This window comes from Erwinia sp. 2186, from assembly GCF_057812255.1.
Map to the genome: position 1 here is coordinate 4,386,956 of NZ_CM173824.1, position 19,032 is coordinate 4,405,987.

General features: G+C 51.6%; 19 protein-coding genes, 1 tRNA gene and 1 pseudogene. 3 read left to right on the forward strand and 18 right to left on the reverse strand.

Annotated features, from left to right (window positions below):
* Nucleotides 1-42: 42 nt before the first annotated feature.
* From ACXKZG_RS20535 to ACXKZG_RS20570, 8 genes are all read right to left on the reverse strand, one after another.
* Complete coding sequence (locus ACXKZG_RS20535; RefSeq protein WP_488876288.1) at nt 43-804, reverse strand: TIGR03747 family integrating conjugative element membrane protein; 762 nt, start codon at nt 802-804, stop codon at nt 43-45.
* A complete protein-coding gene (gene traD / locus ACXKZG_RS20540) occupies nt 804-2,888 on the reverse strand; it encodes a type IV conjugative transfer system coupling protein TraD (protein ID WP_488875392.1) in 2,085 nt (694 codons plus the stop codon). Before traD ends, ACXKZG_RS20535 begins: the two co-directional genes overlap by 1 nt.
* 161 nt (nt 2,889-3,049) lie before the next feature.
* Nucleotides 3,050-3,556, reverse strand: a complete 507-nt coding sequence (locus tag ACXKZG_RS20545) for an integrating conjugative element protein (protein WP_488875393.1) — start codon at nt 3,554-3,556, stop codon at nt 3,050-3,052.
* Entirely contained in the window at nt 3,553-4,188 is a 636-nt protein-coding gene (locus ACXKZG_RS20550) for a lysozyme family protein (protein ID WP_488875394.1), read from the reverse strand. The genes ACXKZG_RS20545 and ACXKZG_RS20550 overlap by 4 nt, the downstream gene beginning before the upstream one ends.
* Nucleotides 4,167-4,829, reverse strand: coding sequence for a TIGR03759 family integrating conjugative element protein (locus ACXKZG_RS20555; RefSeq protein WP_488876289.1), 663 nt, complete (start codon nt 4,827-4,829; stop codon nt 4,167-4,169). The genes ACXKZG_RS20550 and ACXKZG_RS20555 overlap by 22 nt, the downstream gene beginning before the upstream one ends.
* 178 nt (nt 4,830-5,007) lie before the next feature.
* Nucleotides 5,008-6,291: a hypothetical protein gene (locus ACXKZG_RS20560; RefSeq protein ID WP_369789576.1), complete on the reverse strand. Its 1,284-nt coding sequence runs from the start codon at nt 6,289-6,291 to the stop codon at nt 5,008-5,010.
* A complete protein-coding gene (locus tag ACXKZG_RS20565; RefSeq protein WP_488875395.1) occupies nt 6,284-7,375 on the reverse strand; it encodes a nucleoid-associated protein in 1,092 nt (363 codons plus the stop codon). The genes ACXKZG_RS20560 and ACXKZG_RS20565 overlap by 8 nt, the downstream gene beginning before the upstream one ends.
* Before the next feature lie 141 nt (nt 7,376-7,516).
* Entirely contained in the window at nt 7,517-7,879 is a 363-nt protein-coding gene (locus ACXKZG_RS20570; protein ID WP_488875396.1) for a DUF3577 domain-containing protein, read from the reverse strand.
* 21 nt (nt 7,880-7,900) lie between these two features.
* Between ACXKZG_RS20570 and ACXKZG_RS20575 the strand changes: the two genes are divergently transcribed.
* Nucleotides 7,901-9,021, forward strand: a protein-coding gene (locus ACXKZG_RS20575) for an IS3 family transposase (protein ID WP_488875397.1) whose coding sequence is annotated in 2 segments (ribosomal slippage) — nt 7,901-8,159 and nt 8,159-9,021 — 1,122 coding nt in all. Because the reading frame shifts where the segments join, the coding sequence is not laid out codon by codon here.
* Nucleotides 9,022-9,050: 29 nt separating this feature from the next.
* On the opposite strand, the pseudogene ACXKZG_RS20580 reads toward ACXKZG_RS20575, so the two are convergent.
* Nucleotides 9,051-9,233 (reverse strand): annotated as a pseudogene (locus ACXKZG_RS20580) (DUF3577 domain-containing protein); the annotation flags it as partial.
* A gap of 26 nt (nt 9,234-9,259) precedes the next feature.
* Between ACXKZG_RS20580 and ACXKZG_RS20585 the strand changes: the two are divergent.
* The gene (locus ACXKZG_RS20585) at nt 9,260-9,709 is read left to right on the forward strand and encodes a hypothetical protein (RefSeq protein ID WP_488875398.1); all 450 of its coding nucleotides are present in this window, start codon (nt 9,260-9,262) and stop codon (nt 9,707-9,709) included.
* Between the two features lie 138 nt (nt 9,710-9,847).
* Here the strand turns inward: ACXKZG_RS20585 and ACXKZG_RS20590 are convergent, their stop codons facing one another.
* The 7 genes from ACXKZG_RS20590 to ACXKZG_RS20620 form a co-directional block, all read right to left on the reverse strand.
* Entirely contained in the window at nt 9,848-10,570 is a 723-nt protein-coding gene (locus ACXKZG_RS20590) for a PFL_4669 family integrating conjugative element protein (RefSeq protein WP_488875399.1), read from the reverse strand.
* Between the two features lie 100 nt (nt 10,571-10,670).
* The gene (locus tag ACXKZG_RS20595) at nt 10,671-11,855 is read right to left on the reverse strand and encodes an STY4528 family pathogenicity island replication protein (protein WP_488875400.1); all 1,185 of its coding nucleotides are present in this window, start codon (nt 11,853-11,855) and stop codon (nt 10,671-10,673) included.
* A gap of 90 nt (nt 11,856-11,945) precedes the next feature.
* A complete protein-coding gene (locus ACXKZG_RS20600; protein ID WP_488875401.1) occupies nt 11,946-12,200 on the reverse strand; it encodes a ParE family toxin-like protein in 255 nt (84 codons plus the stop codon).
* Nucleotides 12,197-12,778, reverse strand: a complete 582-nt coding sequence (locus tag ACXKZG_RS20605; protein ID WP_217550109.1) for a DUF2857 domain-containing protein — start codon at nt 12,776-12,778, stop codon at nt 12,197-12,199. Before ACXKZG_RS20605 ends, ACXKZG_RS20600 begins: the two co-directional genes overlap by 4 nt.
* A 48-nt stretch (nt 12,779-12,826) precedes the next feature.
* The gene (locus tag ACXKZG_RS20610; protein WP_488875402.1) at nt 12,827-14,338 is read right to left on the reverse strand and encodes a ParB family protein; all 1,512 of its coding nucleotides are present in this window, start codon (nt 14,336-14,338) and stop codon (nt 12,827-12,829) included.
* Nucleotides 14,335-15,714, reverse strand: coding sequence for an SPI-7-type island replicative DNA helicase (gene dnaB-PI, locus ACXKZG_RS20615; protein ID WP_488875403.1), 1,380 nt, complete (start codon nt 15,712-15,714; stop codon nt 14,335-14,337). Before dnaB-PI ends, ACXKZG_RS20610 begins: the two co-directional genes overlap by 4 nt.
* On the reverse strand, nt 15,707-16,591 hold the full coding sequence (locus ACXKZG_RS20620; RefSeq protein WP_479402965.1) for a ParA family protein: 885 nt from the start codon (nt 16,589-16,591) through the stop codon (nt 15,707-15,709). The genes dnaB-PI and ACXKZG_RS20620 overlap by 8 nt, the downstream gene beginning before the upstream one ends.
* Before the next feature lie 49 nt (nt 16,592-16,640).
* Here ACXKZG_RS20620 and ACXKZG_RS20625 point away from each other — a divergent pair.
* Nucleotides 16,641-16,743: transfer RNA gene (locus ACXKZG_RS20625), tRNA-Ser, on the forward strand.
* 234 nt (nt 16,744-16,977) lie between these two features.
* Here ACXKZG_RS20625 and ACXKZG_RS20630 read toward each other — a convergent pair.
* Together ACXKZG_RS20630 and tssE are read right to left on the reverse strand one after the other, a co-directional pair.
* On the reverse strand, nt 16,978-18,378 hold the full coding sequence (locus ACXKZG_RS20630; protein WP_488875404.1) for a VasL domain-containing protein: 1,401 nt from the start codon (nt 18,376-18,378) through the stop codon (nt 16,978-16,980).
* Nucleotides 18,371-18,838, reverse strand: a complete 468-nt coding sequence (gene tssE, locus ACXKZG_RS20635; RefSeq protein ID WP_488875405.1) for a type VI secretion system baseplate subunit TssE — start codon at nt 18,836-18,838, stop codon at nt 18,371-18,373. Before tssE ends, ACXKZG_RS20630 begins: the two co-directional genes overlap by 8 nt.
* Nucleotides 18,839-19,032: the final 194 nt, after the last annotated feature.

The following is a 19,032-nucleotide window of genomic DNA, read 5'->3' on the forward strand; positions in this document are numbered from 1 at the left end:
ACGACAGCGCACAAAGTCGAGCTTTGTACGCTGTCGTCCAGCTTACAAATACTTCTTGAATGTAGCAGTCAGCACCGCCAGCGCCATTCCCAACATCAGCGCGGCAGGCAGTAACAGCAAATTTGGGTACACAGCCGATGGCCATGACAGATACACCATGCAGGGCACATAGAACGCGGGTTTAACGAAGCGTTTGGCATGGTGATAAACAAAACTGGATTCATAAGCCGCACCATAACGCCGCAAATCTCGCCGTCCCAGACCATCAACCACCGCAACCAGCACTACCATAAGAAACAGCGGTATCGATAGCACCAAAATCGTCACACGAATCAGCGTCACCACCGCGACATAAACCGTTGCCAGTAAATACTCCTGCAGTGCCGATGACAGCCAGCGGCTACCGGCACTTAAACCAGCAGCAACTGCATTACCACCGCTTTCCATTGCCTGATTTTGCTGCGCGATCCATCCCTGCAAACCACTATCCACAACCAGCCACTGATAAACCTGTGTTACCCAGGCAGAGACCGTGACCGTGGGCTGAGACAGCAACAGGCTGCGAGTGAACTCAGTGGAGAGATAGCCGCTCTCGATCTGCATAACCTGCTGACTATGCGCCGCACCTTGTTCCGGCCAGAAGAAAGCAATTCCGATGTATTCCATAACGAGGCTGAAAAACAGCGATGCCAGCAGCATACCGATCAGCTTCCACGGCCATCCCCATAACAGATTAAACAGAAAGCCATGCTCTTTGGGCTGCTGCACGCGTGCTGGCGGTGCCGATGTGTTTGGTGGTGGCATCATTCACCTCCCGGCGGTTCTGCGCCAGCTGCACCAGACCACCACGCTTCACTGGTACGGTAATTACGGCGCATCTCAGCAGCGATCTTCTGTAGGCTTTCCGGCATTAAATCGGTTTTACCAGCGGCGGGCAGCGGCATGCGAATCTTCCACAGCTGGCCGCCTTCCAGCAGCGCGAAAGCCTGGCCTTTAGGCAGATTGATGACGTCAGCCGGTGTAAGCATCGGCGTTTTCACCATGCTCACACGATCCTGAGTGTTGGAGGTGAAATCGGTGCCTTGCTCCTGGTTGGTGATGTCGGTGTAACCAGAAACCAGCGTTTTAGAATACACATCCACTTCAGGCAGCTGGCTGGTAAGCAGCTCGGCGGTGCGATTCTCGCGCACGCGCAGCATGATCAGCGTGTTGAAGTTGCCCGTGACCTGCGCAGCTTTGGCGCTGCTACCAATGCGTGCCTCGATGTCAGAAATTGTTTGGGTGTACGCCGTCACCTCGATGCCCGCGCCGCCACCTTTGTTAATCAGAGGAATGAACTCATCGCCCATCAGTTCATTGAACTCGTCACAGTGAAGGCTGATCGGCAGCTTGCCGTCGCCGTTCTCAGGCAGGCCGTCATTGATGCCGTGCTTATAGATATGCCCCGCGATACTGACCAAATCAGCGAACATGCTGTTGCCAACGGCAGCGCCGACTTCACTGTCAGAGAGCGCATCCAGACCGACATAAACGATGCCGCGCTGGCGGATCACCTGTTGCCAGTCAAAAATCGGGCGCGGATCGTCGAGGTCTTCATAGTCAGGCGAGAGTAACGCCGCCGTTTTCCCGGTGGTGAGTTTTTCCAGTAGCGGCAGCAGTGACGCGACGATTTTATCGAAATAGGTTCGGTCGTAACGCACTGCAGAGCGCAGCCCTTCAAGAATGGGATCATAGAGCTTTTTACCGGCTTCAGAACTCAGCGCCAGCTCCATCGCCCAGATGCGCGTGGCATTTGATTGCCCCTGCATATTTCGCGGCAAATCCTTCTCTTTCAGCACATTGCTGCCATTCTCAATTTTGCTGCGCAGCTCCGGCAGATGCTTATCAACGAGATGTTCCACGTAGCGCTGATAGAGCTCGCCGATGTTGGTGACATAGCGAAGGATAAGCGAGTAGTCGGGGCGCTGGCCAAGTGCAACCAGTGCGCGCGTCACGATGTTCACGAATCGCCAGGCGAACTCGCGAAACGCGGCGCTGTTACCTTCAGCGCCTAATTGACCAGCAATGCGCGAAGCCACCTCCGACACACGCCCGAAGCGGCCAACCGCGTTGTAACGAGCCGAGATCTCTGGCCAGCCAAGATGGAAAACGTGGAAGTCATCCTGACGACCGGCGCGGTGCGCTTCAGCCCACATGCGTTTTAGCAAATCGGCATCGCCTTTGGGGTCGAAGACAATGGTGATATTGCCGCGCCGAATATCCTGCGTAACCAGCAACTCTTCCAGCCGTGTTTTGCCAACGCGTGTAGTGCCAACGACTAACGTATGCCCAACGCGCTCGCGTAGATCCATTGATACATCGCGTTCATGTGGTTCGATGCCGTGCAGCGCCGGATTACCGCCAACCGGTGGCAACGGACGAACCGGATTCAGCGGCGTATCAGCTGAAATCAGCGATGACAGCCAGGGCAGAGAATGCTCGCACGCGCGTTCTAACCTGCGCGCATACTGATAAATCCTTGCTGGCTGCACATACTTTTCGACTTCTGGCCGACGCGTATCGAGCAGGCGCTGAGTGTGTTTTTGCTGCCACAGAAAACCTTTGCCCAGGAACAGCCGGTGATGACTTACTGGCACCTGGCGGCTGGTCATCACATAGCGCGGCAAGCGGCGCAGATTTCGGCGATACCTGATCACCTGGCATCCCTGACGGGCTCGAACGGCGGCCAGCACCGCAAAGCCGGTAGCGGTGACATAACTCACCGATGGCGACAGCGCGACAGCCCAGGGCGCTACAACGCAAACGTAGCTGGCGGTAGCGGCTACCAGCGTGGTGTTAAACTCAACTGCGGGACGCAGTAGCGCTTCAATAACATAGCGATCGCTCATAGCAGTGACTCACTTTTGGCAGGATTCAGGCGTGCTGCGCGTGGGATGATGCAGATTGCGCCAATACCAGTAAGCGCGCAGCAGAGCCAGAAAAAGGATGAAGAACAAAGGAAGGAGCATCAGCGCTGCGTGGGGAATTCCATGCAATCCGGCAAATCCCATCACTGGGCTGAAACCTGCTGGCTCAGTGAATGTTCGGTGATCAGCACCGGATAACGTTCCAACTTGAGGCGGCGCGCTAAATCGCTACCTGATACCGGTGCGAGCTGCAGATCGGGCGCAATCTGGCGCAACTGCTGCAAGGATACCGAGCTGCTTACGTTGACCACCATCCCAACTGCACCACGACGGCTGAGCAGTTCAGCGTTACGTGATAGCCATTCCTGCGATTGAGCATCATCGCCAACCAGAAACAGCGCACCAATTCCAGGCAGCTTCAACGCGCGCGGCTCAATGATGCCGGGAGTGAGTTCAGGTGTTGCCACTGGCAACACTGAACCTTCACTGTAATCAGGTTGGATTGATTGCTGTTGCGGCTGAGGCTCAGCGTTAATTCCTTCATAGAACGTCGCTGCCGATTGACCGCCGAGATCCGCGATAACGTTGAGTTCCGCATGTGAGAGAAATGGCAGCGCGGCGATCACGCCAGCCAGCATCAATTTTTTCATTGTTGCCTCCGGGGTTCTGTCCAGATGATTTCGGTTGAAGGTGTTTGGTTGCTCGCGAGGTTGGCGGGTGTCTGTGTTGCTATTGGACGAGGTTGACTGGGTGTGAGTGAAGCCAGCTTTTGGCTGACAATCTGCCGATAGCGTGCAGCAGGTTTGCCGCCAGCCGGATGGTGGTAGCAGCCAGCGGCTTTCAACCAACTGCCGGGGCTGAGTTCCCAGCACTCGCGAAGAATGCTCGCCGCTGCGTTCAGGTTGGTATACGGATCAAATGCATCCCATGTTGAGCTGAAGCGATGGCCATTCCAGCCGAGATTGACCTGTGCAATGCCGACATCGATTCTCTTCAGTGGATGGCTTTTCATAAACTGCTTCAGCGCCAGCCAGGCTGCTTGCCTGCTTTCATAGCGGTAGCCTTTGCCCGCGACGTTAATTGTCCAGGGCCACGGGCGCGTGCCGTGCGGCAGTTTGCGCGATGATTCAGCCAACGCCAGCGAGTAAAGTGACTCGGCTGGAACACCATGCTGCAGAGCGACTTTTTGATAACCCGATGGCACGCTCTGCATGCTGGTTGATGCCATTGAGCTTGTAGCGCTCAGCAACAAAGCGGCTATCAGAAAGCTGCGATATGCCATCCGCTTTCCCCCTGTTGAAGAAGGACCGGCATAATGCCATTGCCGTAGCGCATCCAGCGACCTGCGTCGTGGTTTAAGGTGATCCGGCGCTCGCGAACTTGCTCTGCGGGAATGCGGTGCTGCTGTGCCCAGTTACGGAGTTTCTGATCGCTGCCTTCACTATCGACAAGATAGATATCAACGGGACGTTTATCGGCAAGAACAGCGGAGAGTCGGGCATCGCACCGCTGGCAATCTGCTTCGCGCACGAACAGCGCGAGTCGGCCACCGGAATCATGCGCGATACCTGCGGCGTTGCCCATATTAACTGGTAGCATGTTAGGCATGAGGCGCTTCCAGGCAGCATCAACTTCGCGCTGGAATTTGAGCTCTTTTTCGGTGCGCTCGTACTCCTGTTTTACCCAAAGTTCTGCGTAGTGACGGCGCTCGGCGTCGTTGCGGGCTTCAATTCCCAATGTGCTTAATGGATCTAAATTTGGAGACAAGGTTCCTCTTGTACCGCTTTTAAGCTCTTTAAAGCGCTGATAATCTTGTTGGCTGATTTCCCAATAGCCACCTACATTTTCTTCCGAAATTTTTTCAGTGCTTTTAGTGAAGTCCAAATTATCACTCTCAGCCCCAATGACAAACCTTGAAGGCATTAGTAGCACTGTGGTTATGATGACAAAATATCGCCTCATTGACTCTCCTAAATTACCTTGAAACTATGAGCTGGAAATAAATGGAGAGTGATGGTTAAAGTGAGAGGAATGAATGAAAAAGTAGAAATGTGGGTTATTAAATTAAAGCACCTTGAAATTACTGCCTTTCCAAGATGAGCTAAATAAGTGAGTGCAAATAACTTAAGATGCTTTCAACTCTGTCGAAAGTAATGAACTTTGTGAAATAAATTTGTGTTGATATAAAACTAGGAAGCCAAGCAACAAAAGAAAAAACAATCATCCAAAATTTTAGTTTATTTGCTTGAGATTTAAGCTTTAGTTTTTGACTGCTTATTAAATTAGATAGATCGCTTCCATTATCTGCTTCAGAGTAACTAAACGTACTATCAATAGAGGACTTTATGGCATTTATTATTTTTCTTTGCTCTTGTGTTGTTATAAAAATCAATAGTGATGCAGCGTAAACCCCTAGCAAGAGAAGCAGGGATTCAAAAGAATCCTTTGACTTGAGTATAGCCAAGGGAACAGCCAGTGATACAGGAAGGCCAAATAACTTACCTGATATCCCTGATAAACAGGATGATATTTTCGAAGACAATTCAATATAATTTTCTGACGCAGCCTTCTTTTGCTTTAAGAAAGAAAACTTAGTTAGATAAGCTTCAAAGTTCCCTCTGTAAATACTCAATAAAACATCCCAATTGTTTACGATTTTATCAAAGGGATTCACACCGTTTCGTTCAATATTTAAAAGTTCTAGGATTGAAACCCTAAATAATGAAGATTTTTCTTCTTTGTGCAACCTGTCTGCATCGGAGGACATAATACTGTCAATAACACCAACACTATCAAGTTGTTTTTTTAAATGCTCACTAGTTATCCTCGGGGTGATTACTATTGGGGCACTTGTATCTTTTATCTCTGGATTTGAGTCAATGAAAACCAAATTTAGACATCCAGATATCTTATCATCATAATAGTAAGAGCTTAACAACTTCAACCCATTGATTAATTTAGCTAATTCTAAAGCAGACTTAAGCTCTCCAGTAATATTTTCATCTGATTCTGAGAAGTCATAATCTTCTTCTGATAAATAAACATTATGAGAAGCTTCAGATTTATTTAAATGGTTATCACCTTGAAGATAAGATGATATATTTTTCTTGAAGGTGTAATCACCTGAAGGAAACACAATTGTTAGCTTAACAACATCGCTGGAGTATTGAGGGCATGGATCCCCAAATGCCGTGCTAATCTCATCATCACCATTAAGCAATGTAAACTCTGATAATGAACTACCATTTGACCAAATCTCATTCAAAATGGCATGTGCATCCTGGGCTAAAATGCCATTAAAGGTACACTGATTGTTGTCGAAATCAGGCCTGTTAAGAAGTCTGTAAAGTTTAACTAAAAGCTTGAACTCATTGAAATCAGCCATTTTTCTCTTCCAAGGCTTTTTCAATTTTGGCCTTAGTGTCATCATCTAGATTAGATATGATGATTTTATTTTCAGCTTTAACATATCTAATATCGGCACCATCTCTTGTACCTAATACCCTTTTTTCGAAGACCAATTCCCAGCCATCTGACTTAGTTCTAACACGGGAACGCCTCGTAAGCGTAGCTTGGCTAACGCCAAATTCATTAGGCAATCCGATATCGTCACTATTAAGAAATTCAGATAGATTGTTAATAACATCCCCAAGCTTTGGAGGGACTATGCCACGGACGACATGTTCAATATCATTAATACTCGCAGTTTCCCCATTGGCTTTTTCCTTCAAGTAAGTGAAAACAGCCTCATAGGCTGGTTGTTTAAAGGGCTTAAGATCAACGTTGGCTTCAAAAAACTGTCTTACTCCCGTTAAAGCTAATTCGGTTGCTTTTGAAGGCGGCAAACTATCCGAACATCCTAAAGCCGAGACAAAGTAACCAGAAGCATCAATGTTTGACTTGGGACTTACGAAGGCCAAGTAATTAGGCTTATCTTCATCCTGAGATGTTATATGGTTGAAGTACCTATCATAATTTATTCTTGCTGCCTGATGAATTTTAGATAAATCAATTTCAACAGTTCTAACTGGTATTAAATCATCATTCAAACCTAAAGCATCTTTTTGCTTTATCATTGTTACCAAAAAATAATTAGAACCTTTAACTTCAAAATGAGAGAACACAATAGCTCCACCACTCGCTGCTATTCTGTGAGGGTCTTTTGCTTGCTTGGAAAGCTCATTCATACATGTTTTGGAGAAGGAAATGAAATCTTCACTAGTTGAATTGCTTTCATAATATTTATTAAAAGCTGCAGGTACTTTATAAACATCAATATTAGAATCAAAAGTGCCACGAGCAGCCTGGCTTTCCTTTTTCCCTATAAGGCCATAAAGCTCTTCAATCAAAGTTTGAACATAGATATCATTATTTGGGAGAACTTTAGTTTTAATTTTAGTCTCAACTGCCTGCTTCCCAGACTCTTTAATCAAATCATGGATGACGCAATGACGAAGTTTAAATGACATTCTACTGTCCTTGTGAAAAAGAAATTTATTTTTTGTTTTATAACACCAAGTTCACTGCTTACATAGTTAAAATTTTCTGAAGAGTAGTGTTTGCTCATTGAAGAAAAACGCCGTGACACATATCACGGCGTTTTGTTTATGCTAAAAGGAATTTTTAGCATATGAGCGATGCTCTTCAGCATAGCTCGGTGGAGTCGTTTCGATTTTTTCTACCTTATAGACCATCTGCTGGCCGATCTTTATCCAATCGACCTTAATCAGTCTGGCTTTCAAGCTAACCCGCTGTTCGCCTGCATGATCACCTTTGTTGAGCGTGAAAATGTCTGACGTCAGGTTGCTGAGGGTAAACCCAAGCAGCACTTTCTGGTCCTCGTCTACGGCTTTCTGGCAGCGGCTTATAAGGTCCGTTGCTTCCTTACCGGCGACCGTGGCATCAAAGCGTACATAGGTAGGGTGACCTGCTCCCCGTTGATTAGTACACCCCGATGTTAGTAATGTCTTCATAAGCCACATGAGGACATCCCCATGAAGAAGCGTTTTTCCGACGAACAGATCATCAGTATTCTCCGCGAGGCCGAAGCCGGAGTTTCTGCCCGCGAGCTCTGCCGCAAGCATGCTATTTCCGATGCCACGTTTTACACCTGGCGTAAAAAGTATGGCGGCATGGAGGTGCCCGAGGTTAAGCGCCTGAAGTCGCTTGAGGAAGAGAACGCACGACTCAAGAAGCTGCTGGCCGAAGCCATGCTGGATAAGGAGGCGCTTCAGGTGGCACTGGGCCGAAAGTACTGACGACAGACCAGAAGCGGGAAGCCGTGGTGTTGATGTGTGATGCGACCGGTCTGTCGCAACGTCGTGCATGCAGGCTTACAGGTTTGTCCCTGTCGACCTGCCGTTACGAAGCGCAGCGTCCGGCATCGGATGCGCGTTTATCCGGGCGCATCACCGAACTGGCACTGGAGCGCAGGCGTTTTGGTTACCGCCGCATCTGGCAGCTGCTGCGCCGCGAAGGGCTTCATGTTAATCACAAGCGAGTATACCGGCTCTACCATCTGAGTGGACTCGGCGTAAAACGCAGACGTCGTCGTAAAGGGCTGGCAACAGAACGTCTGCCGCTGCTCCGCCCGGCGGCGCCGAATCTGACCTGGTCGATGGATTTTGTCATGGATGCGCTGGCCACAGGTCGCAGGATCAAGTGCCTGACCTGCGTGGATGACTTCACGAAGGAGTGCCTGACGGTCACCGTTGCCTTCGGGATTTCAGGCGTGCAGGTCACGCGTATTCTGGACAGCATTGCGCTGTTTCGCGGCTATCCGGCTACGATAAGAACCGATCAGGGCCCGGAGTTTACCTGCCGCGCGCTCGATCAATGGGCTTTTGAGCATGGCGTGGAGTTGCGGCTTATCCAGCCCGGCAAGCCGACACAGAACGGATTTATTGAGAGTTTTAACGGGCGCTTTCGCGATGAATGCCTGAATGAACACTGGTTCAGCGACGTCAGTCATGCCAGGAAAACCATCAGTGAATGGCGTCAGGACTATAACGAGTGCCGCCCGCACTCCACACTGAATTATCAGACGCCGTCTGAATTTGCGGCGGGCTGGAGAAAGGGTAATTCTGATAGTGAAGGATCCGACATTACTAAGTGAGCGTTGTATCTAATCCTGGGGGCAGGTCAAGGGTTGTCAGTGGGGCCACTCAGAGCATTAATCACCACGCTGAGGAAGCTGCCAGTGAGGGTTTCAATTCTGCGAATATTGCTAAGATAACCCAGGCCCTTGATGTTGAGATTGAAGTATTCAGCTTTAGTAGAAGTGTTGATGGTGTTGTTTGCAGCGTTGTTGGTAGTGGTAGCAGTCATGATGTTTACTCCAGGAGTGGGAAATAGTGACGGAGAAACATTCATCCCTGACGGATAAATGCTTTCCGTCAGGAAGCGCGGATAGCTATGCCGCGCTGGCTGGTCAGTACAAAGAACCTCATCACACAGGTGACATCCGCATTAAGAGGTTGAGCGGATCGACCACTGCAAAAGCAGCACTTCTCTCAGGTCATGAAGTTTTAGATGGCAACCGCGTAAGCGTCTCTCTCAGGCTGCTGAAACATTGGCTGGTTGTTGAGACAACAACAATAATGCCGTTCCAGTGTCCTTCCGCTAAAAGCGGATGTCAGCGATTAAGTAGTTTTGCGGGAATGAAAATAAAAAAGCGCCAGCAATTGCCAGCGCTCAGGGCCTGCACGCAGACCGGTGGTGTATTCGTTACTCCGGGAGTTGAAGCTCCGGCGCGGTTTTCACGGAGGGCGTGCGCCTTACAGACCAAATCGGATGTGCGGTGATTTGCCTGCCGGACTGATGATTTTCTGTCCCCGTAAAAGACATCCAACCATCCCGCAGTCACGGGGTGCTACATCGAAGCCTGTTAACCTTATCAGCATCGCTGAGGACATAAAAGGCTTTGCTGAAGCGCCAGAAAGTTATTCAGAAGCTTCACTATTTTCCGCCAGCTTTTTCAGGTTGGGTGAAAAGGTAGAGAGCATTTTCCCCTTCATCACCTCCAGATCAACGTCACCCAGCAACTTGACGGCTTCGCTGGCAATCACCGTCTTCTGTTCCAGATCGGCGCGCGTTACGGCGAACGAACGATAGTGCTGCGCCACGCCATACACTTTGCGCACCAGATGGCCGCCATTGCTGAGCATTTCATCGCGCTCTTTGCCGCTGATCAGGCCGTAATGGGATGCCTGAAACACCTTCATTGCCAGCTGATCGTAACCTACCAGCAGCCAGACGCAGCGATAACCCAGCGGTGTGCGGCTGAAGACGCCAATATTGAGCGGTGACACCGACGACACATCCGTCAATGAGATCCGCGCGGGGATAGCTTTAAGCGTCGCTTCCAGCTCATCCACTAACTTCTGGATCTCTGTGGTCGCCAAATCCAGCGCGTTCTCCAGCTTCAACAGCGCCATATCTGCATAAGGATTATCACCTTCAGCGTCACGGCTCATCAAACCGGCGCGCTGAATCACACGCGGCATACTGAGGATTTGTGGTCTGCCGCGTTCACGCAGGTCATCAGGTTGGCGTTTGCGGCCTTCCCATAGTCGAATCGCATAATGCGAGTGCAGTTCAATGGTCAAAGAGGAGCGTAACGCGCCCGCTTTGGCCGTATCGGTTTCGTTCTTTTCTTCAGCCATTTCCCACTCCATATAATTGATGATGCTTCGCCAGTTTTCAGGAGCGTTAAGGCAACATCTATCGTAAAACCATTCACACAACTGCCAGTTATCTGGCTCGTCAGCTGTTAAGGCGTTGGCGTATCGATTGCACGATCCCGGCGATGTCAGCGGCGGAGCGGGATGCTCTCATCATTGGTTCAGGTTGTGCTGGTTTAGCCGATGCGGTGACAGAGGGCGAATCAGCAACGTGAGTGAACTGGCCGGTTCTCGCTTTTTTGATGATCGCCAGCAGCCAGCCGGTTGGGTTCTGGATTGAACCGGCATCGAGATTCTGGCCAAGTTGGTGAAGCAGCTGCTGCGACTGCTCTGTGGGCAACGCTGCCAGCCGGTGTTCAAGCATGGCGAGATCTTCATGGCTGAAACGCTGGCGGTAGCGTTCTGGGATGATTTCCAAAGTTGGCGTAGCCGGTGTATACGTGTTTTTTTTCACACCTTGTGTAAAACAACGTACGTTACCGTTCGGATTCCGAACTCCGGGCTGAAGCCTTGGTATCAGCGAGGGTTCGGAAACCGAACTCAGTGAATTTGAATGAGCTGGCATACTGGGTTCGGCTTCCGAACTCGGTGTTTTTATACCCGGTTCGGAAACCGAATCCGGGGAGATGAGCTTCCTGGCTGCAGCCATTTCCTGTGGCGTTTGTGGCTTGCCCAGGCGGCTTTCGATCTGGCTAATATGGCTTTTGCAGTGGCGCATCTGCGGGTCATTTTTGATTTCATCCAGCACCTGCAACGCGGTTTGCTGGATGGTTTTATTGCCGCTGCGGCACGCTTCAGCGACGGTATCGAGCCACGCCGGGTCCATGATTTCGGCGTCACAGCAGGTTAGCGGTTCATCGTGTTGCGCATAGATATTGCCGCGCACACGGCCCTGATCGTCACGAACGCGCTTGCACAGACTGAGCCAGCCGGTAAGCCGTAACATCAGCAACACACGGCTGACTGTCTCGCGCGATGCCTTGCCTTTGTGCGGGGAAGCGAGCTGCAGCTGCAGTTCGTCATAGCTGGGGAACACTGTGCCATGGTTCTGCTGCGCGTACAGCCTGATCATCATCCACGCCATTTTATCGAGCGGTGAAAGTCGCGTATCAAGCAGCAGCTGGCGCGGATAAGCATCCTGCACATTGCCGAGATAAAGCAAACCGCTGCGCAGCTGCGAGACGCCGTCATCACTGGATTTTTCCGCCAGGCGCGCCTGCATTTTTTCGATCGTCAAAGCGATTAAGCTGTCAGAGGGGAGATTCATGTCATTTCCTTTTGCCGCCGATCGCCAAATGCCATCGGGTAAATGCTGTTATTGCTGCACCCCGCACGGGATACAGAGTGACAACACTCACTATTTCCAGATCGCTTTGCTGTATCTCTCATGCGTCATCAGTTCCCAGTCTTTGCCGCTGTTTTTGCTCAACAGCCGCCAGAACAGGCCAATGTCGATTTTGAGATAATCCGATCCTTTCGCTTTGATGCGCGTGAAGTTGTTCTTGCCGCACCGGAACAATGTCAGCTGCTTAACCGCTTTACGACGGTAAGGCTCTGGAACGTTGACCGGTGCGACAAGTCCTTCAGTTAGCGTTTGGTGGCGATGACTCATGCCATTTTCCGCATGGCGGGTTCAGACTTTTTATTGCTGTGCCAGCCATGTACGGCGTGCCAGATAGCGGTCAATGACAAATCCATCTGCTCAGCACACAGCATCATCACATCGAGGCCATCGGCGCTGTCAGGATCGTCAATGCTGGCTTTCTGCCACTTGCGCCATATCTCGGCATTGTCCTCATCGTTGAGCACTACGCCGCGTCCCTTACGCACTTCTATACCTGCCATGCGGCGACGTGCGGCGACTTCCACAGTGGACAGGCCAAAGTAATGCTGCATCAGCTCGATCGAGCCGTTGAGCGCCAGCGCGCGATCGATGCGCTGCAGGCGTCTTTGCTCACGGCGTGCCTGCTGCAACATCAACGACAGGTTTTCGTGGTGGATGCGGAAAGTCAGCACTGATACGGGGCTGTTCATCAGGTAATGCAGATCTTCAATGGTTAGCCCGTGAAGCATCTGCATCTCCTCGGGCATCAAACCCACCGCTTCGCAGCGGCGGATGTAGCCTGATTTGAGTTCCATCACTAACTGGGTAAGCAGACCGTTGGTGGCCTGAGACAAGCTGTTACTCATCATGGTTATCTCCGGTTTTCAGTAATCTCAATCGACTAAACATGCCGCTCAGCTTTGGCGCTGCAGCTCGCGCAGCCGCCGCAACGTGCGGATTAACTTCATAAACGTCTGAGTTAGATCATCATCAAAGCGCGGCGCGGCATCGCTGCTGCCGATCAGCAGCTCGCGCATCAGGTCCGGTAAGTCCTCATCGCATGTACCACCTGCCAGTGAGGAAAGCAGGCATGAAATCTGCGAGGCGCTGAGTTCTTCGTCAATTCGATAGCCTGCTGAATCAGCGCTGTTATCCGGCACTACGGCTTCGCCATCGCTGTCCGAATCGGCTAGCTCAAAAGCAAGACGAAAGGCGATATTGCGCAGGTGATCGGGATCGTCCTGCAGAGTGGGGATGGACCAGAAATCTGGCGCGGCTGATTGAATGGGGCCGCTTGCTGGTTGAGTGTTGCCAGTGGCAACAGTTGGAGCCGACTCGGAGGTGTTGCCAGTGGCAACAGTGGAACTTGTATTGAAAGTGTTGCCACTGGCAACACCCTGATTGGATGGTAGCGGAGTCGGTTTTCTAACCGGCGAAGGCGCGCGTGGTGTGGCTTCCGGTTCAGGTTGCTGGTTTTGTTGCTGCAGCTGCGGCGCTACCGGTTCAGGCTCGCCGAACAGCTGGCGGCGATTCTGTTCGCTGGGATCAAGCTCAATCAGCCAGCGGTCGTAGTTGAGTGATGGATGTGGCAACGCGTTGACCAGCTCGCCGATAAACTCGTCGCGGAACATCTCCAGCGACCAGCTTTCAGGCGAATTAAAATGCGGGCACACTTTGGCCAGAACGTTTTCAAACGTCGTATCTGGTTTCGCTTCAGCCGCATATTGATTCCACAATTTTTCAGCATCGCTGCGCAGTACCAACAATGCGTTGATCTGCGGACGGCCAAGACCCGACTCCAGCAGCGCCGGTAGATGTGGATAGAGATGACGGACGCAGCTGTCCATGCGGCTCAGGCTGGAGTAACTAACCGGATAGCCTTGATCTGTCAGCGCCGTTGCCAGCTCGCGCAGGGAAACCGTTTTGCCCGATTCATCCTCAATGATCTGACGCGCGTTACGGATGCCGATCGCTTTCTCGATAAAGCTCAGTTCGCCGCGCAGCTCGTTTTCCGCAAGGTGGCCTATCACGCATTTGATGCGTCCAGGCCAGGGTTTGAACAGGCAATGCACGCGGTAGAAATGCTCGCTGTGCGTCTCTTCCCACAGCTCACTCAACGCCTGGTAACGCGTGTTGCCGCCGTCGCTGAAGATGTATGAACCAGGATTGTCGGGATCGAGCGTGACTTTTGGAACCGTATCGAGGCCGCGCGCGCGAATCGATGCCTTGATATCGTCGAAACGTGGATTGCGGCTGGTTCGTGGGTTATCAGGATTGGGGCGAAGCTGATCCAGTGTCAGCACCATGGGCATTTCACTGCCCGGCGCATCTGGCGTCGCCACAGTTAATGTCGCTTCGGCCTGACGTCCGCGTTTCAGAAGCGCATCAGTCAGATCGGTAGTTCGCTGTTTTGCCATCGCTGTCATGCCTGAGCCCTCCCATAACCGAAGTGATAGGAATTGTTTTCAGCATTAGAGAAGCGCGTGTAACGGCCATCATAGGCGGTTTTGACGGTGCCGATAGGGCCTTGGCGTTGCTTACCAATGATGATTTCGGCAATGCCTTTATCGGGAGAGTTCTCGTTGTAAACTTCATCGCGATAGATGAAGAGAATCAGGTCGGCATCCTGTTCCAAAGCGCCAGAATCACGTAAATCACCATTATTTGGCCGCTTATTGGGGCGGGATTCAACTTGCCGATTCAATTGGGATAGTGCGACAAGCGGACATTTCAGCTCTTTGGCCAGCGCCTTCAGACAACGCGAGATCTCTGATATCTCCTGCGTGCGATTCTCTTGTTCAGGTGCGCGCATCAGCTGCAGGTAATCGACCAGAATCAGACTGGGTTGCCCGTATTTGCGGATGTAGCGCCGTGCTCGGGCACGCAACAGCGCCGGAGTCTGGTCGCTGTTTTCATCAATGATTAGCCGATCTTTCCAGGCAGTGACGCGCTCCATTGCCATGCTGATTCTGGCCCAGCACTCATCATCGAGCTGGCCGCTACGTAGTAAATTCAGCTCAACCTGACCCAGCATCGCAACCAGCCGCATCATCAACTGCTCAGCTGGCATTTCCAGGCTGAAGCAGAAAACTAAATTGCTCTCCAGCGCGTCCAGCGCCGCTTCGCACATCGCTAAAGCCAGTGCCGTTTTGCCCATCGAGGGGCGTGCGGCCAACAGAATTAAATCGCCAGCCTGCAAACCGCAGGTCATCTGATCCATTTCTCTAAAGCCTGTCGGCGTACCGGTGATGCCATTGCCGCCGGTCGTCTCTTCTAACCGGGTAAGCAGCTGCGACATGCCATCTAGCACGGTGATTTCCTGGTGTTGGCGTGCATGGCCTTTTTCGGCGAGGTTAAACAGCTGGCTTTCAGCGACTTCAGTGATGTTGCTGGCGGCGGCGTTAGGAAGCTGCACATCGCGCGTGAGTTGGTTGCCTAGCATGTACAGCTGACGTAGCTGGCTCTTTTCGGCAATTATCCGCGCGTAGGCAAGGATGTTGGCCGCGCTCGGCGTGTTCTTGCTTAACTCAGCGAGATAAGCAAATCCACCGCACTGGTCAATGATGTTGTGACGTTCCAGTAATTCGCTGAGGGTGATCAGGTCGAACGGGTTGTTGCCCCTAGCGAGCTCGTCTATGCTTTTGAAAATCGAGCGATGCGGTCCGGAGAAGAAGTCTTCGCGTTGAATCAACGTGACCACATCATCCCAGCGATCGTTATCCAGCATCAGCGCGCCCAGCACGGCCTGCTCAGCATCAATTGAATGCGGCATATCGATTGGGTAATTGCTGGAATTAGACATGATTCACCTCCTTCACCGAACGTGAAAGAAGCGCATCAAACTGGCTTTGCCATTCCGGGAATAATTCACATGCCAGGTTATGCATGGTTTGCAGCGCCGAATCGCTTTTACGACGCGTTTGCGTTTCAAGCCGGTGCGCAGGTTCGCCAGCAAAATGGCCAGCTTTATAGATGTCGAGATCGAAGATTTGGGTATTCAGCAGCGATACAGGCAGTTCGGCGGCGTAGGGACTGTATTTCCCCTCGCTGACAATTGCCTCCAACTGCGACAACGTGGCTTTAGCCAGCGACGTGTAATCCATGCAGTTCACCAGAATGCGAACAGCTGGAAGCTTTATGCCGTAAGAGGAAAGGGAGCGCAGTTGCTCAAACATCGCTATTGAACCACGCAGGAACTCACGAATATCTGGTAGCACTGGCTTCACGATACCGATGGTGGAATCAGTCGCAGCGAGCACTATCAATTCCAACATCACAGAGCGCGCGCCCTGCGAATCAATGATGATTGCGTCATATCCGCTAAAAAGTGGATGCTGCAGAATATTGCGCATGCGTAACCGACCGTCCGGCGCATGCAGCATGGCCGTCAGCAAATGAGCCTGGGGGTCGTTGGAGATGATGACGTCAAGGTTAGGGATAAAACTGTGGGAAATTATCTTGCTCGCATCGCTCAGATCCACGGTCTGCATAAGCAGCTCGTATAGACCGCACGGCGCTTCATAGGTGAGTTGATAGATGCTGCTGGCGGTGGGTTGGCCGAAGTCGCCATCGATTAACAGCGTCTTCAAACCTGCATCAGCGAGGAAGCCACAGAGGTTGGCGGCTTGCGTAGATTTGCCTTCTCCACCTTTGGTGGAAATTACGGGAAGTATTTTCATCATGCACATCCGAAGTTAGTTCGGGTGTACACCTGCTTATTCCGTCAATGCCCGTTTACTGCATGAAATCCGGTGAAAAAATCAAACCTAAACTCTCAGCAAGGGGATTGAAAATCCCCGTGTCCTTGGTTCGATTCCGAGTCCGGGCACCATATTTATAAGGCCTTGCTGAAAAGCGAGGCTTTTTTCGTTTCTGGCGCAGAGTAATACGTCAGATCGTACCCGGATGACCTGAGAAAATGACTGTCAGGGATGCCGTGGTATTTTCCAGAGTGGCTACCTCCCTGATAGCCCTCTGGCACGCGAATAAAACACGCTTCCATCACACCTCGTTGTTAGCCTCTTTTCTCTGTTAGCCTCTTTTCTCTGTTAGCCTCTTTCCTCCGTTAGCCTCTTTCCCCTGTTGACGCATTCTGCTTAATTTCTGCATAGCTCGCCGTTAGCTGCTTCAGATGCATCTCCAGCTGCGCTTTAGCTGCAGCGGGCAAAGGCTGTCCCGTGGGCGTTTGTGACAATGCCCGTAGCTGCTCCTCAGCCGGTATCGATTGATTAAATGACTGCTGGGTGGCAAACACGGCGGATTTCAGTTCGCTGACCGTCATGTATTTTCCCTTCTGTTCATCCAGCCTGCTCAGCCGCTCACTCAGTTGCGTCAGCTTCGTCATACCCTGATGCCAGCCAGACAGGCTCCCTGCTGACAACGCATTGGCCTTCTGCTGTTGCTGCCAGGCCTGCACCAGCGGCCTGGCCTGCTCCGGCCACAGTATCTGCGCCTGTTCAACCAGCTGACGACCGTAATCGATATTCCAGCCCGGCGGTAACTGCGCCAGGCTGGAAAGCTGCCGCTGGGTTTGTGCAATTTGGGGCGGTAACGACGCTTGCTGGCGCAGGCTATCCCGCTGGGCGGGAGAAAGAATCGCGGGCAGCGGGGCCAGCGATGCCGCCAGCTGCGCCTGCAGCGGGTCAGGCCGGTGGAAAGCATGCCATCCCCACAGCGCGGCGCTTCCTGCCGCCAGCATGGTAATCACCCCCAACGCAAACGGCTTCCAGGATTTTGCCGGTGCCGGCAGCGTCGTCAACACGGCCACATTCGGCTGAGGTTCCGGCTGCGCCACATACACCCACTTAACCGCGTTAATGCGGTCATAAATATCTGCCGCCGGACGGCCGGACGGGGCATTAGCCCAGCTTGCCTGGCCGTCTGTTGCCGGTGCGGGCAGTACAACGCCGGGTTGAATCGCAGCGCCCGTGCCAGCGGCGCCATCGCTGTTTTCCAGCCGGACAGCGCTGTTATGCATCTGGCTACGTAATGCATCAAGCTGGCTCAGATGCTTAAGCTCCAGCCGCTGGAGAACGTCCCCCAGACGGGTGAGGTGCTGCTCGGCACGATACAGCTGACTGATGTCGCTGTAGCTCAACGGTAAGGTGCGCATCAGCTGCTGGATACGCTGGCTCAGACCGCTGAGGATCTCCATGCGGGCGTGCACAGGCTGCGGCCAGAGAGCGCCCCACTGATGGCTTATCAATGCCTCCAGGACAGACAATCCTTCATTAAGGCCATACAGTCCGGCCAGCTGCGTGCGGGCGAGCGTGTACCAGGCCGCCGTCTGTAGCTCCACGCCATTTTGCTCAAACAGCGAAAGACACAACTTTTCGGCATAGTGCCAGTTCACATCGGGCCGCGCAGGGTGGGACAGCTTGTTCAGCTCATCACGCAGGGCGGCATAATCCGCCAGCGTACGCGGGTCGTTACCGGTTTTGATTTTACGGGAGGGGGTGTCATTCATGACCTGATATCCATTTCCTGGCATTAGGGTTAATAAACTGCTGCTGTTTCAAATGGCGGATCAGCACTTTGCCTTCCGGCATAAAGTCGGTGCCATAGCGCACCAGGCCGATACCTTTGAGTTCGGCATCAATGGTGTAACGCAGTTCGCCGGGGAGTGTTTGCTGGAGGAGAGTGACATTCAGCGACTGCAATCGTGGTTCGTATTTGAGCAAAACTCTGGCCAGGGCATCTATTAATTCATGTGCCGTTCCCGGCATGCCTTGCAGTATCCTGGTCATGTCAGGCAAACCGTAGTCGGGTAATTGAGACAGAGTACCTGCGCGAGAGTTGAGTATCCGTTGAATATTATCCAGCACGGATAGAATAACCTGATTTTCTTCGCTGACCTGATTGAGGTCGAGATCGCCGCTAAAATTGCCGTACAGCAATTCATATAACGACGCACTGTTGTGATTCATAAACGCGTCCAGAATGTTTATTAATTAAAAATAACGTACTCAGATGTTATTTATGGCAAGTTTATATTTAGTGGGATAATCTTATTAGAGGCAATAAAAATCAGAAAGATTGAGTAGGGGCAAAATAAAAATCCCTATAAAAAACATCGTAAGGTCCTGATTCTTATTTTTAGCCCTATAGCACAGGCTTGATC